At 59.8% G+C, this 12,161-nt stretch carries 10 protein-coding genes; 3 read left to right on the top strand and 7 right to left on the bottom strand.

Annotation, left to right across the window (positions count from 1 at the left end; genetic code table 11):
• The first annotated feature begins 182 nt into the window (after nt 1–182).
• Nucleotides 183–785 (top strand): glutathione S-transferase family protein, encoded by a 603-nt coding sequence (locus ACVWXZ_RS11930; protein WP_414421759.1) that lies wholly within the window; start codon nt 183–185, stop codon nt 783–785.
• 11 nt (nt 786–796) lie between these two features.
• Here ACVWXZ_RS11930 and ACVWXZ_RS11925 read toward each other — a convergent pair whose 3' ends face one another.
• The 3 genes from ACVWXZ_RS11925 to der all read right to left on the bottom strand — a co-directional run bounded on the left by ACVWXZ_RS11925 (nt 797) and on the right by der (nt 4,009).
• Nucleotides 797–2,050 (bottom strand): BMP family lipoprotein, encoded by a 1,254-nt coding sequence (locus ACVWXZ_RS11925; RefSeq protein WP_457402719.1) that lies wholly within the window; start codon nt 2,048–2,050, stop codon nt 797–799.
• A 91-nt stretch (nt 2,051–2,141) separates the two neighbouring features.
• Complete coding sequence (gene smpB, locus ACVWXZ_RS11920) at nt 2,142–2,606, bottom strand: SsrA-binding protein SmpB (protein ID WP_011432891.1); 465 nt, start codon at nt 2,604–2,606, stop codon at nt 2,142–2,144.
• A 23-nt stretch (nt 2,607–2,629) separates the two neighbouring features.
• Nucleotides 2,630–4,009, bottom strand: coding sequence for a ribosome biogenesis GTPase Der (gene der / locus ACVWXZ_RS11915; RefSeq protein ID WP_011432890.1), 1,380 nt, complete (start codon nt 4,007–4,009; stop codon nt 2,630–2,632).
• Between the two features lie 160 nt (nt 4,010–4,169).
• Between der and ACVWXZ_RS11910 the strand changes: the two genes are divergently transcribed.
• A complete protein-coding gene (locus ACVWXZ_RS11910) occupies nt 4,170–5,366 on the top strand; it encodes an aspartate aminotransferase (RefSeq protein ID WP_414415961.1) in 1,197 nt (398 codons plus the stop codon).
• A 3-nt stretch (nt 5,367–5,369) separates the two neighbouring features.
• On the opposite strand, the gene ACVWXZ_RS11905 is transcribed toward ACVWXZ_RS11910, so the two are convergent.
• Nucleotides 5,370–6,578 carry a Coenzyme F420 hydrogenase/dehydrogenase, beta subunit C-terminal domain gene (locus ACVWXZ_RS11905; RefSeq protein ID WP_414390782.1) on the bottom strand — a complete coding sequence of 403 codons (1,209 nt, stop codon included), beginning with the start codon at nt 6,576–6,578 and terminating at the stop codon, nt 5,370–5,372.
• 54 nt (nt 6,579–6,632) lie between these two features.
• Entirely contained in the window at nt 6,633–7,142 is a 510-nt protein-coding gene (locus ACVWXZ_RS11900) for a molybdopterin-dependent oxidoreductase (protein WP_457402721.1), read from the bottom strand.
• Between the two features lie 446 nt (nt 7,143–7,588).
• On the opposite strand from ACVWXZ_RS11900, the gene lgt reads away from it, so the two are divergent.
• On the top strand, nt 7,589–8,728 hold the full coding sequence (gene lgt, locus ACVWXZ_RS11895; protein ID WP_414350359.1) for a prolipoprotein diacylglyceryl transferase: 1,140 nt from the start codon (nt 7,589–7,591) through the stop codon (nt 8,726–8,728).
• Between the two features lie 74 nt (nt 8,729–8,802).
• Here lgt and chrA read toward each other — a convergent pair whose 3' ends face one another.
• Together chrA and ACVWXZ_RS11885 are read right to left on the bottom strand one after the other, a co-directional pair.
• Nucleotides 8,803–10,074 (bottom strand): chromate efflux transporter, encoded by a 1,272-nt coding sequence (chrA, locus tag ACVWXZ_RS11890; protein WP_457482555.1) that lies wholly within the window; start codon nt 10,072–10,074, stop codon nt 8,803–8,805.
• 102 nt (nt 10,075–10,176) lie between these two features.
• Nucleotides 10,177–12,138: an O-linked N-acetylglucosamine transferase, SPINDLY family protein gene (locus ACVWXZ_RS11885; protein ID WP_457482554.1), complete on the bottom strand. Its 1,962-nt coding sequence runs from the start codon at nt 12,136–12,138 to the stop codon at nt 10,177–10,179.
• Nucleotides 12,139–12,161: the final 23 nt, after the last annotated feature.

Below are 12,161 nucleotides of genomic sequence, written 5' to 3'. Positions count from 1 at the left end.
TTTCTCGTTTTGACAAATTGGCCAGGAACTTCTTGAGTTTTCTCTATCTCGTCAGTGCTCTCTTTTGGCTCAAATGAAAGATCAACACAACCTAGGGACAGAGGGTTTTTGTTGATTGGGTTGCCGTTGGCGTTGTTAGGACGAAGTTCTTTGTAAGGTGCTTTGGGCTGAGGTTAACCACAATGTTGCGACTGTACGGGATCCCAACCTCCGGAAATTGCTACAAAGTGGAATTGCTCCTCAAGCAATTGGGGATCCCCTATGAGACGGTTGAAGTCAACTCCAGGGCCGGAGAAAACCGCCGCCCCGAGTACCTGGCCAAAAACCCCCTGGGCCAGATCCCGGCTTTGGAACTGGAAGATGGAACGGTCTTGGCCGAGTCCGCCGCGATCTTGGTCTACCTGGCAGAAGACACCCCCCTCTACGGCCAAAACAAGTTGGAACGGGCCGAGATTTTGAAGTGGTTGCTTTTTGAACAAACCCGCATTGCCCGCTACATCGCCACCACTCGCTTCTGGGTGCGGGCCGGCCAAGCAGAGGCCCATGCTGACGTGATCGCCCAGAACTTGAAATCTGGAACAGAGGCGCTGGAGATCATGGAAGGCCACCTGCAGGGGAAGGTGTTTTTTGTGGGCAACCGCTACACCATCGCCGATCTCGCCCTTTTTACCTACACCCATGTGGCGGAGCAGGGCGGGTTTGACCTCAAGCCCTTTCCTCAGATCCGAGCCTGGTGTCAGCGGGTGAAAGCCACCGACCGCTTCTTCCCCCTACCCGGAGCCTAGAACGCCTTCCGCTAGTTGCTGGCTCCCTCCATGCCCTGCAGCAACTGGCCCAGATACCAAATATCAACCTCGCTGGCCACTTCCCCCTCAGCCAAGAAGGGCGTGCCATCTTGGAAGTTGAGCGGCCCCTTGAAGAGCTGAATGCTGCCATTCCCCAAGCCAGCAATAAACTCCTCCAGCTTGGCCTTGTCTTCCGGCTTCAGGGCTTCTCCCATGATGAACCCCGCCGAAGACGTGTCCGGGTTGTTGATGTCTGACCAGTCGATGGGCGGACGTAGGAATTGGCTCTCGAAGGTGCCCGCGCGAGCTGCCTCGATCAATTGCTTGTATCCTGGCCCCCAGTTGTAGTAGGAAACCCCCAGGCAAATTTCGGGCGCAAAGTTACAACCGCTGGCCAGGCCGTAGTGGGTGTAGCGCACTCGCTTTCCGGCCTCAGCAGCCCGCTTGCCTTGTACCGCCGCCTCCGGCGTATCCAACCCCGACATCACCACATCAAAGCCGCTGTTGTAAAAGTCATCGGCAACCTTGCTTGGATCCAAAGTAACCCCTGGAATGTTGAACCAGAAGCCAATCCAGGTCACCCGGAACTGCAACTCTTCAGGACGATCTCGGTAAGTATCCCAGCAGTATTTGGCCCCCAAGTAAGCAGCAGCAGCGTAACGGCGGGTTTCATCGTTGATCAGAGGTCCCAATAGGCCAATTTTGCCGGTTTCGGAGCCCAGGGCTGCAGCACAGCCAGCCACCATGCGCATCGCTTCCATCTGGGGCATGATGTTGGCCAAGTTGGGCAGATCGATGTAATTTTTCCCCTCCTTCCAGGCCATGTCCCCAGAAGCATGGATAACCGCAATCTCGGGATGCTTGCGGGCCGTTTCAATCGCGTCGTCTTTGTGGTCATCAGAAGTAAAGATGATAACCTTCGCACCTCGGGCGATCATGTCATCCGCCACCTGAGAGGCGCGCACATTGGGCCGATCCGCTGGGTTCACCTTATCCAGGTAATCAAACTCGACACCGGGCAACTTGGCCTTGACATATTCGCTGCCCTCCACATGGGCCTGGCTCCAGCCGCCATCCTGCATCGGCCCCACCAGCACCATGCCCACTTTGAAGGTCTCTTGCGCTGTTGTGGGGGTGGATCCCAGTAGAGCGGCGACTGCCAGGCCAATAGCCCAGCCTCTCGAGGGAGAAAAAGCGCGGGTAAGATTCCAGTTCACAGGCAGCTCCAACAGAACAGGGATCCAAAGCCGGGAGACTACATCCATCATCGGGATCCCGCTGCAGATCGCTGTATCTGAGAATACAAAAAGGCGCTTGGCAAACGACGTGGAAGCCAGCAGGGGCTCAGGGAGAAATTTATCGTTCCTTCAGTTCCCGCTGAATCTCCCGCTGGGTTTGCCGCTCTTTGATTGCCTGCCGCTTGTCGTGGAGCTTTTTGCCACGGGCTACGCCCAGATGGGCTTTGATCCAGCCGCGGTTGAGCACCAGCTTGAGGGGAACCACGGTCAGGCCCTTTTGTTCCACCAAGCCCCGTAGGCGGTCGATCTCGCGGCGGTGCAGCAGCAACTTGCGGCGGCGGGTAGGGTCGTGGTTAAACACTTTGCTGGCGGTGTCATGGGGGGAGATGTGCAGATTGTGCAGCCATGCTTCCCCATCCCGAAAGAGGGCAAAAGCGTCTTGCAGGTTGGCTTTGCCCGCTCGTATCGATTTCACCTCTGTGCCGGTCAGTTGGATCCCGGCCTCATAGGTCTCCAAGATGTCGTACTCGAAGCGGGCGCGACGGTTGTCAACCAGGGTTTTGACGTTGGGATCCACAGCCATAGGCTTTCAGTAGACCAGAGGGCCTAACGAGAGGTCAGGGATCTCTCCAATTTTCGCACCGCCCGCCCAACCAAGCGCTCGGATTTGCCGCGCCAGAGAAAGCGAATGGGGGTACCGGTAAAGTCCAGGTTTTGCCGGAAGTGCTTTTCCAGGAAGCGGCGGTAGTTATCCTTAAACAAATCGGGATCGTTGACAAACAGAACAAAGGTGGGGGGCCGATCCGCCACCTGGGTGCCGTAGTAAATTCTGCCCTGCTTGCCCTGGCGGTTGGTGGGGGGCGATTGCCAGGCAAGAGCATCCTGGAGCACTTCGTTGACCACAGCGGTGGGAACCCGTTTGCGGTGGGCGGCCACCACGGTATTCACCTGCTCAAAGATTTTGTGGGTGCGTTGCCCGGTGAGGGCGCTGACAAACAGGAGCGGCGCCCATTCGATAAAGTAAAGCCTGTCGCGAATCTCGCGGGTGAACTCGTTGATGGTGTGGGTATCTTTGTTTTCTACTGCATCCCACTTGTTGACGACGACAACGCAGGCGCGGCCCTCTTCTTCGATGCGCCCGGCCAGCCTCTGATCCTGTTCGGTAACCCCCTCCAAAGCATCGATCACCAGCAGCACTGCATCCGAGCGCTGGATGGCCTTGAAGGCCCGGTTGATGCTGAAGAACTCAATGCCGTACTGCACGCGGTTTTTTTTGCGGATGCCGGCGGTATCGATGAGGCGATAGGGCTGCCCTTCCCAGGTGACCACGGTGTCGATGGCATCGCGGGTGGTGCCGGAAATGGGGCTGACGATGGCCCGCTCGGATCCCACCAGGCGGTTGAGCAGGCTGGATTTGCCGACGTTGGGCCGTCCCACAATCGAGACGGCGATGGGATCTGGCTCGCCTGCGGCTTCTGCGGTCACTTCGGGCAAGTGAGCCAGCACCGCCTCCAACAGCTCGGCTACCCCATTGCCATGGATGCCGGAACAGGGGATCGGATCCCCCAGCCCCAGCTCCCAAAAGGCTGCTGCCTGAGCCAGGCCCATCTGCCCCGACTCGCACTTGTTTACGGCCACCACCACCGGCAGGGGTTGTTTGCGCAGCCAATCGGCCACTTCTACATCGGCGGGTGTCAGTCCCTCTCGGCCATCCACCACGAAGATCACGGCCTGCGCCTCGGCCATGGCTGCCATCGCTTGCTGGCGAATGTGGGGCAGAAATTCGCTGTCGTCGCCAAAAACCAGGCCGCCGGTGTCCACCACCCGCAAGCGGCGCCCGTTCCACTCCACCTCCTGGTACAGGCGATCCCGGGTCACGCCGGGCTCATCGTGCACAATGGCCGAACGCACCCCCGCCATGCGGTTGACGAGGGTGGATTTGCCCACGTTGGGGCGGCCCACAATGGCCACAAGAGGTAGGGGCACTGTTGGCTCGTCGATAACTTGGGATATCTATCCTAGCTGTTCGGGATCCCGGATGCCCAAAGCCGCCAATCTCGATCATTGCTTTGGATGCAGGTCTGGCGGTAAGTTAGGTACCTATCCTCCCATCAGGCACCGGCTGTGCCCCTTCCCCATTCTTGCCATGAACCGCGCTCTCGTTCCCGCCCAGCGGCTGAACAAGCTGCCCGCCTATGTCTTCGCCCGCTTGGATGAGCTGAAGGCCCGCGCCCGCCAGCAGGGGTTGGATTTGATCGATCTGGGCATGGGCAACCCCGATGGTCCCACCCCACAGCCGGTGGTGGAGGCGGCGCAGGCGGCCATTGCGGATCCCGCCCACCACGGCTACCCGCCCTTTGAGGGCACGGCCAGCTTCCGCCAGGCGATCACGGATTGGTACTGGCGCCGCTACGGGGTGGAGCTGGATCCCAATGGAGAGGCGCTGCCTTTGCTGGGATCCAAAGAGGGGCTGACCCACCTGGCTCTGGCCTATGTGGATCCCGGAGATCTGGTGTTGGTGCCCAGCCCTGCCTATCCAGCCCATTTTCGCGGCCCCATGATTGCCGGCGGGCAGATCTACCCGATGATGCTGCGCCCGCAGAAGGGGTGGTTGATCGATCTGCAAGAAATACCGCCGGAAGTGGCCCAGCAAGCGCGGGTGCTCTACTTTAACTACCCCAACAACCCGACGGCGGCAGTTGCGCCCCGCTCTTTTTTTGAGGAGGTGGTGGAGTTTGCCCGCCGCTACGATCTCATCCTGGTGCACGACCTGTGCTATGCCGAGCTGGCTTTTGACGGCTACCGGCCCACCAGCCTGCTGCAGATCCCAGGCGCCAAGGACTTGGCAGTGGAGTTCCACACCCTCTCCAAAACCTACAACATGGCCGGCTGGCGGGTGGGATTTGTGGTGGGCAATCGCCAGATCATCCAGAGCTTGCGCACCCTGAAAACCAATCTCGACTACGGCATTTTTGCCGCCATCCAAAAGGCCGCCGAAACTGCCCTGCGCCTGCCGGATAGCTACCTGGAGCAGGTACAAGAGCGCTACCGCCGCCGGCGCGACTATCTGATCGGCCGCCTAGCGGAGTTGGGCTGGCGGATCGAGCCGCCACGGGCGACGATGTATCTCTGGATCCCTACCCCCCGCGCTGCCGACGGCACCCCTGAGGGATCGACGGAGTTTGCCCTGCGGGTGCTGGAATCTACAGGCGTGGTCGTAACCCCCGGCAGCGCTTTTGGAGAGGGAGGAGAGGGCTACGTGCGGATTAGCCTAATTGCCGATTGCGAGCGCATAGGTCAGGCTATCGATCGCTGGGCGGAAGCTGGGATCCGCTACTGCTGAGCCTCAGTCTTGCGGGAGTTGGTACTGCTCCACAATCCGCCGGGCAAAGGGGGGCACGTGCTGCTCCAACTTCTGGGGATAGTGGCGGCGCACGTAGAGGTAGTTGCGGGTGAAGTGGGAATCGATGGAGAAGCGGGCATATTCCAGGCCGCGCGGCCCAAAGCGCTGGATTGCCGCCCCCAAGAGGCGAGCCAGCCACATTGGCAAACTCAGGGCTTGGTCGTAGGCAGGGATCCCCTGCTGCACTGCCGCCCTCCGGGATCCCTGCGAGATCACCGGTTGGGTTTCCAGCTCCTCCCAGACTAAGTCCAACAGCTCTTGCCCCCGCTGATTGCGCACCAGCAGCCACTGCCAGCCCAAGGGGGATCCCATGTAGCCCACCACCAGATCTGCCAGAGCATTCACATAGTCAAAACAACTGAGGCAGGAGGGGGCAAACACGTCCTTGAGTTCTTTGGTCTTGAGGCCGAAGAAGGGCACCTTTTCCACCGAGCCATCTTCGTGTTTGAAGTGGATGTGGAAGTCTTGCATAAACTCGTAGTGCACCACCGTCTGTGGGGAGCGGCTGGTGGTTTCTAGAAACTTTTGCAGCCCGGCACGGCTGACATTGTCCACACAGGGCGTGCCCAACACGTACAGCTTCTCCAGGCCCAGTTTTTTTTCCACCGCCCGCAAAGCCTGAATTTGGCAGCCCACCCCGATCACCAATAGGCGCTTGAGGCCGCTTTGCTCCACCTGCTCCAACACAGACAAGTTGGGAGAAAGAGTTGGCTTGTTAACTCGCGCCGCCCAGACCGCTTCGGGGGTACGGGCCAGGATGGGCCGTGGCTGAAAGCGATCCCGCTCATCCGCCTGCACGCACACCACCCCTTCCACCAAGCCAGTGGTGAGGGCCTTCATGCCAATGCTGCTGACAATGCCCGTCCACTGGGCCCCCGGGATCGGATCCCGTTTGCGGGCTGTGTACATTGCCTCGTAGACACCGAAGTAATCGGTATCGGTGACGGCGAGGGATCCTGAGCGCAGCGATTCCCGGGATCGCCCGTGGGTCTGTTCTTCCAACTGGGTCAGTTGCTGGTCCAAGAAGGCACAGGCTTCTTTGACGTGGGCCACGTAGCGGGTATCGCAGAGGCCGCACTGGCTGCACAGCTCTTTGGCCGGATAGCGGCCGGAACGGATGGGCCGGGCTGGACGCGGTGAACGGGATCCCATGATTTCTAGTGTTTGCGTAAGCGGAATGGAGTCCAATGGATCTTTTGAGCTTTGCTATATTAAGCTTTCTTTGAGATCTAAAGACACAGGCACCTCAGGCGTTCGCAGCAACGGCAACCAAGGTGCTCTCTTCAGTTTGCGGCCAAAACGGCAGATAGCGGCAAAGAACTTCGAGGGATCCCTGCTAAAGGAGCGCAAAATTTCAGAGCCTCTATAGATTGCTGTAGCGTTCTTCGGCCCAGGGTTCACCGCCCATGTAGTAGCCGTTGCTCCCCCAAAAGCCCAGCTGATCTTAGGGGGGAAACTCCAGGCATATGGGTGAGGGATCAAAGTGCGCACCGGCCCTACCGGGAGCGGTTGTCCTTCCAGGGTATGAACCAGGTAGTTTTCGGGGCGGATGAACTCCTCCAGAGTCAGGTTGGTGGTGTAGCCGCCATAACAGTGTTGCATCACCGCCTTGGCCTCAGGAGCAATGGATACCAACTGCAACCCATCCGGGATCCACACCCCTGTCCAGTTGACATCCTCCATCTCCTTTCGGTACAACGCAAAGACTGGAGACACGGCACAGCTTGCCCACTGCTGTCGCCCCCATCTAGCCCCACCACTTGGCCGGTGTACTCCGTCATCGAAGGCTTGGTACTGCGCTGGAGTGGCCTTGAGGAGTTTGGCATCTCCGACCAGCGTGGGTGTATCTTATCGCAGGTCTAACAGGGCAAAAGCCGTCCTGGAAGGGCGGGGCTTTGGACCTAGCTTTTTGGTAAAGGTATGGGCTCTAGGGTGGAATCTTGTCCGTGACGGGCCTGTAGGATCGGGTCAACCGGGAACGAGGACTGGCGCTGCTTCAGGATCGGGGAGAATGGATCCCTGTTGGAGCCTGTGAATGGCTGCCGGGGATAGGGGAGAAGAGCCCGGAAGGGACTCCGTCCCGCTAACCCAAGCGGGTGAGGTTGATAAAGCCGACTGGTGGAACTGAGTTGAGCAATTTTGGGGTGCAGAGCGTGTTGTCGATGAACCTATGGAGTGCAGGGCTGTTGGGCCTTACCTTCAGCTCACCTGGAGAATTTGTCTTCCGCTTTCCCCCCGGCACCCCGCTGGTGGGAGGGCTGGGCCTACGCTGGTATGGCCTATTGATGGCAGTGGCCGTGTTGGTCGGCTTGATCTTGACCAAAGCGTTGGCAGAATCTCGTCATCTAGAGAAAGAGCCTGGCAAAGCCAGTGAACGAGTGGAGCTACTGGCCCTGTGGTTGGTAATATCTGGGTTTCTGGGCGCCCGCCTCTACTACGTCCTCACCCACTGGTCAGAGTTCCAAGACAACCCCCTCTCGGCCTTTGCCATTTGGCAGGGGGGTCTCATCATCCACGGTGGGGTGTTGGCCGGCGCGCTTGCCCTTTACCTCTATTGCCGCACCACCGGGATCAACGGCTGGAAGTACGCCGATGTGCTCACGCCGGGGTTGATTTTGGGCCAAGCCATCGGGCGCTGGGGCAACTTTTTCAACTCTGAGGCCTACGGTGCCCCTATTCCTCCCGACAGCCCTTGGCCGCTGCGGGTGTACATTCCTCCCCAAGCCCGCGAGCCGGAATACAGCCAATTTGAGTTTTTTCACCCCATCTTTTTTTACGAAAGCGTCCTCAACCTGCTTCTATTTGCCCTCTTGATGGGAATGTTCTGGCGCTTTCCCAAACTCAAAGATGGCACTTGGGTTTGGACGTATGTGGTCGGCTACAGCTTGATTCGCATCCCTTACGAAATCTTGCGCGTGTCGGCGGTGGCCTATCTGCCGGGAACTTCCATCAAAGCCGCCTATGTAGCCAGTGGCTTGGGCTTGGTGATCGGGATCGGCATGTTGATCTACATGTACCGGCTGCGCTTCGACCCCGATTTGGAACAACTGGCAGCGTGGTTATCGGAGCAAGCGGGATTAGCGCCAGAAGCAGCCCAAAACCTTCTGGAACGGGCTTGGGCTATTCAACAGAGACATCGCCGCGCCGACCTGTTGGATCGTGTCACCCTCGCCATGCCCCACTTTCCCGGCACCCTTGCCCCTCACCTGTCTCTTGGCCAACGGGAGCTGCTCATGCGGCAACTGTTTTGTCGCCTGGAAGGCAGGGATCCCTCTGAGGAAGGGCTGGCCCAAGCCAGTTAGTGCCGTGGCCATCAGGCTGAATCAGGGTCATTCCCTCACCCCCAAGGAGAAAGCAGGGCCAGGGAGCAAAACCTTTAGGCCAGCAGACCTCGGGCCAGCAAACCCGCCCCCCCTCCCATCAACACCAACAGCCAAGTGGGCTGGCGAAAGCGCATCAAGGCAATGAAGGCCGCTACCCCGATCCCCAAAGCCACCAGCGAAGCGGGAGTTGTTTGTTGTAGCAGCGCATTTTGGGCCAAGGGCACTGTAGCCGCAGCAACAGCCCCCAGGGCCGTTGGGGTAATTGCCTGCAGGGATCCCTTCACCCAAGCATTGTGCCGTATGCGCAACAGAACCGGAGCTGCCAGCAAAATAAAGGCAAAAGAAGGGGCAAAGATGGCCACTGTTGCCGTCAGGGCCCCCAGCACCCCTGCCACCTTGTAGCCGATAAAGGCTGCCGTCAGCACCACCGGGCCAGGAGTAAATTGCCCAATGGCCACCCCATCCAAGAACTCTGTCGGCGTCAACCAGCCCAACTGATCCACCACCTCGTCGGCGATGAAGGGGATGATCACCAGCCCTCCCCCGAAGATGGTGCCGCCTACTTTCAGGAAAAACAAGGTCAAAGGCCAGAAATAGGCACCAATCCGCTCCAGACCCCAAAAGCTGCTCAGGATAAGGGTTTCCGGTGGAACCGTGGCCACTACCGTCTGGGCCAACGTCAATACTGGCCAAGGGAGTAAAATCGGGATCCCCGATAGTGGGCCTTTTTTGGGCCCATACAGCGGCAGCCCCACCAGAGCCGCCAGCCCGAACAGCAACAGGATATTCACCCCCCCAATCAGCAGCAGGGCAAAGGCCGCCACCGCGATCAGCCCCCGGCTCCAATCCTTCACAGCTTTACGGCCCAGTTTCCAGCAAAAGGCCAGGATAATGGCGATCACCACCGGGGCCACCCCAAAAAACATCCCCTCTAGCTGCGGCACCCCCTGAAAGCGAAAGTAAAGCCAAGAAAAAATCACCTCGATCACAAAAGCAGGGGCAATGAAGCAAATCCCCGCCAGCACCGCCCCCAACCAGCCTGCCCGCACATAGCCGACATAGATCCCCATCTGGGTAGAAGCTGGCCCTGGCAACATTTCACATAGGCCCACCCCTTCGGTAAATTGTTCCTGGCTCATCCAGCCCCGCCGGATCACCGCCTCATCGTGTTGCATGGCGATGTGGGCTTGGGGGCCGCCGAAACCCAGGGATCCCAGCCGCAGGAATACCACGGCAATCTCTTTCAGGCGCGTTGAAAGGGAGGGCAAGTTGTCGGGGGCGTTTTCCGGCCTGGGGAACTGACCGGGAGCAGACTCAGAAGACATGGGCAAAGCCCGGCAAGACAACCCCGCCTATCCTGCCATCTGTCCGGGATCCCTTCAAGAGGACAACACTCGCCCGTTTATCCTTTCACCCAAACTGCCCCCTCAGGTCTTCAGGCTTCGCAACCACTCTTCCAGAGCGCGGATCGGCGCGGGATCCCGGTAGACGCGCTCCTGGCGCCTCTTCACCTGTTGGCCCATTTGCTCTCGCCACTCTGGATCCAAGCCCAACTGACTGGCAATCTGGACGTATTCATCGAGGGTGTGGGCGATGGTATCCAGGATCCCCATCTGCTGCAGGATGGCGTAGGTGTGGCGGCCCCGCAGCAGGGATCCGGGCAAGGTGACGATGGGCAGGCCGTGGGGCAGGGCTTCCAGGGTGGTGTTGCCCCCTGACCAGCCGAGGCTATCCAGGTAAATATCCCCCAGGGCGTTGTAGGCGGCATATTCTGCAGGCGAGAGTTCCGGTAGGAGCACCACATACTCTTCGGCAGCTAGGTCATAGGCCTGAAAGGCTCGTCGCAGCCGCTGCCAAAAGCGCTCGCGGATCCCTTGGGAGAGGCGGCCCCGCAAAAATAGAAATTGACACTTCCCCACTTCCCGGGCGATGCGGGGGAACACCTCGTCGTACTGAGGTAAGTACTTGAATAGGGATTGGGCGCAGAGGTAAAGCACCCTGTCGGGATCCACCCCCCAAGCTTGCCAGTCCACAGGGGCGGGGTCAACTTCTAGGGGAATATAGTAGGTGCCGATGCCAGGCAGGGGCAGGAGCTGCTCGGTGTAATGGCCGGCCCCGTCCGGCGGCTCCATCAGCTCGCTGCTGAGGAAAACGTCTATTGTCGGCAGGCCAGAAGTTTGCGGGTGGCCCCAGGCCATCGCCTGTACCGGCGCCAAGCGGAGGGCGGCCAGTTGGGCACAGACCGGGTCAATGCCCACTTCCGGGTAGAGGAGCACATCCAGCTGTGCCTCTCGAATAGCCGCTTGCCATTCTTCTATGCTGCGGGATCCGGCCACAAAGTGCTCAAAACGAGGGGGCAGGGAGCACGTGACCTCATCTTGGATGACCGAGGTGTGGAAGCCGTAGAGGGCCACTTGAGCACGATCCAGGGCTTCTACCCAGCCGCGAGTCAGGATCTTCCAAACGGAGTGATCCCGAAACAGGCCGGAGACAATGCCCACCCGCACTCGGCCAGGATGTCGCTGCCAGAGGACGGAGGGCTGGGGATAGCGGGCCGCCATCACGTCCCTCACCAAGGATCCGTAGAGCTGCTGCAGATCGCGGTCGTTCTGGCCTTGGTAGGGCAAAAAGAAGGGTTGGACGGAGCCGATCCCGGCAGCTGCTCGCTCCAGGGTTTCGGGATCCCGCGGCAGGTGTTCCCAGCGGCCCTTCACCTGTTGTAGGGCTTGGCGGTAGCGCTCCCGAGCCACGGAAACTTGGTCTGCCGAGGCGTACAGCAAGGGCAACTGGCTAACACACCAGCCCAGGGCCGCGGCCAAGTCGGCGGGATCCGCTTGCCAGAGTTGGTAGAACAGCTCCGCCGCTTCCTCCTCCCGGCCACAATCCCGCAGCAGGATGGCCAGGGTGTAGGCGGCATCGGCAAAGTCCGGCTGCAGCTCCAGGGCCTGTCCCAAGGGGACAAGGGCCGCCTCCAAATCCCCCTGCTGCCGCAGCACCAGCCCCAGCTGGTACAAAACTTCCGCGTCCGGCCCCCCCTGCTCTAGGGCCAGTTGCAGGTGAGTTTTCGCCTCCGCCAGCTGCCCCGCCTGCTTGAGAACAATTCCCAAATTAAAGTGGGCGTCGGGAAACCAGGGCTGGTGGGCAAGGGCCTGCCGGATCAGGGCAATCGCGTCGTCCAGGGATCCCTGTTGCTGCCGACAGACCCCCAAGAGGTGCAGTGCCTCGGGGTGGGTGGGCTGGGCTTGCAGCACCTGCTGGTAAAGTGAGACAGCCTGTGGCCATTGCCCTGCCTGGTGATGGCGAACGGCTTGGGCCAACAGACGCTGCAGGTGCTCTCCTCTGTCCTTTCCAGCTCTGCCTAGGCCAAAGCCTTTCCCCGGTCCAGACACAGTGAGCTCCTCTCGCCGGCGGA

This window comes from Thermostichus sp. MS-CIW-38 (genome assembly GCF_054058415.1).
This window is presented reverse-complemented; position numbering and strand designations above follow the sequence as displayed.

Bases quoted from the DNA above. Each gene is read 5' to 3' on its own strand.
- lgt (WP_414350359.1), top strand. From the start codon at position 7,589: ATGAACCTATGGAGTGCAGGGCTGTTGGGCCTTACCTTCAGCTCACCT.
- ACVWXZ_RS11910 (WP_414415961.1), top strand. From the start codon at position 4,170: ATGAACCGCGCTCTCGTTCCCGCCCAGCGGCTGAACAAGCTGCCCGCC.
- ACVWXZ_RS11905 (WP_414390782.1), bottom strand. From the start codon at position 6,578: ATGGGATCCCGTTCACCGCGTCCAGCCCGGCCCATCCGTTCCGGCCGC.
- ACVWXZ_RS11930 (WP_414421759.1), top strand. From the start codon at position 183: ATGTTGCGACTGTACGGGATCCCAACCTCCGGAAATTGCTACAAAGTG.
- smpB (WP_011432891.1), bottom strand. From the start codon at position 2,606: ATGGCTGTGGATCCCAACGTCAAAACCCTGGTTGACAACCGTCGCGCC.
- chrA (WP_457482555.1), bottom strand. From the start codon at position 10,074: ATGTCTTCTGAGTCTGCTCCCGGTCAGTTCCCCAGGCCGGAAAACGCC.
- ACVWXZ_RS11925 (WP_457402719.1), bottom strand. From the start codon at position 2,050: ATGGATGTAGTCTCCCGGCTTTGGATCCCTGTTCTGTTGGAGCTGCCT.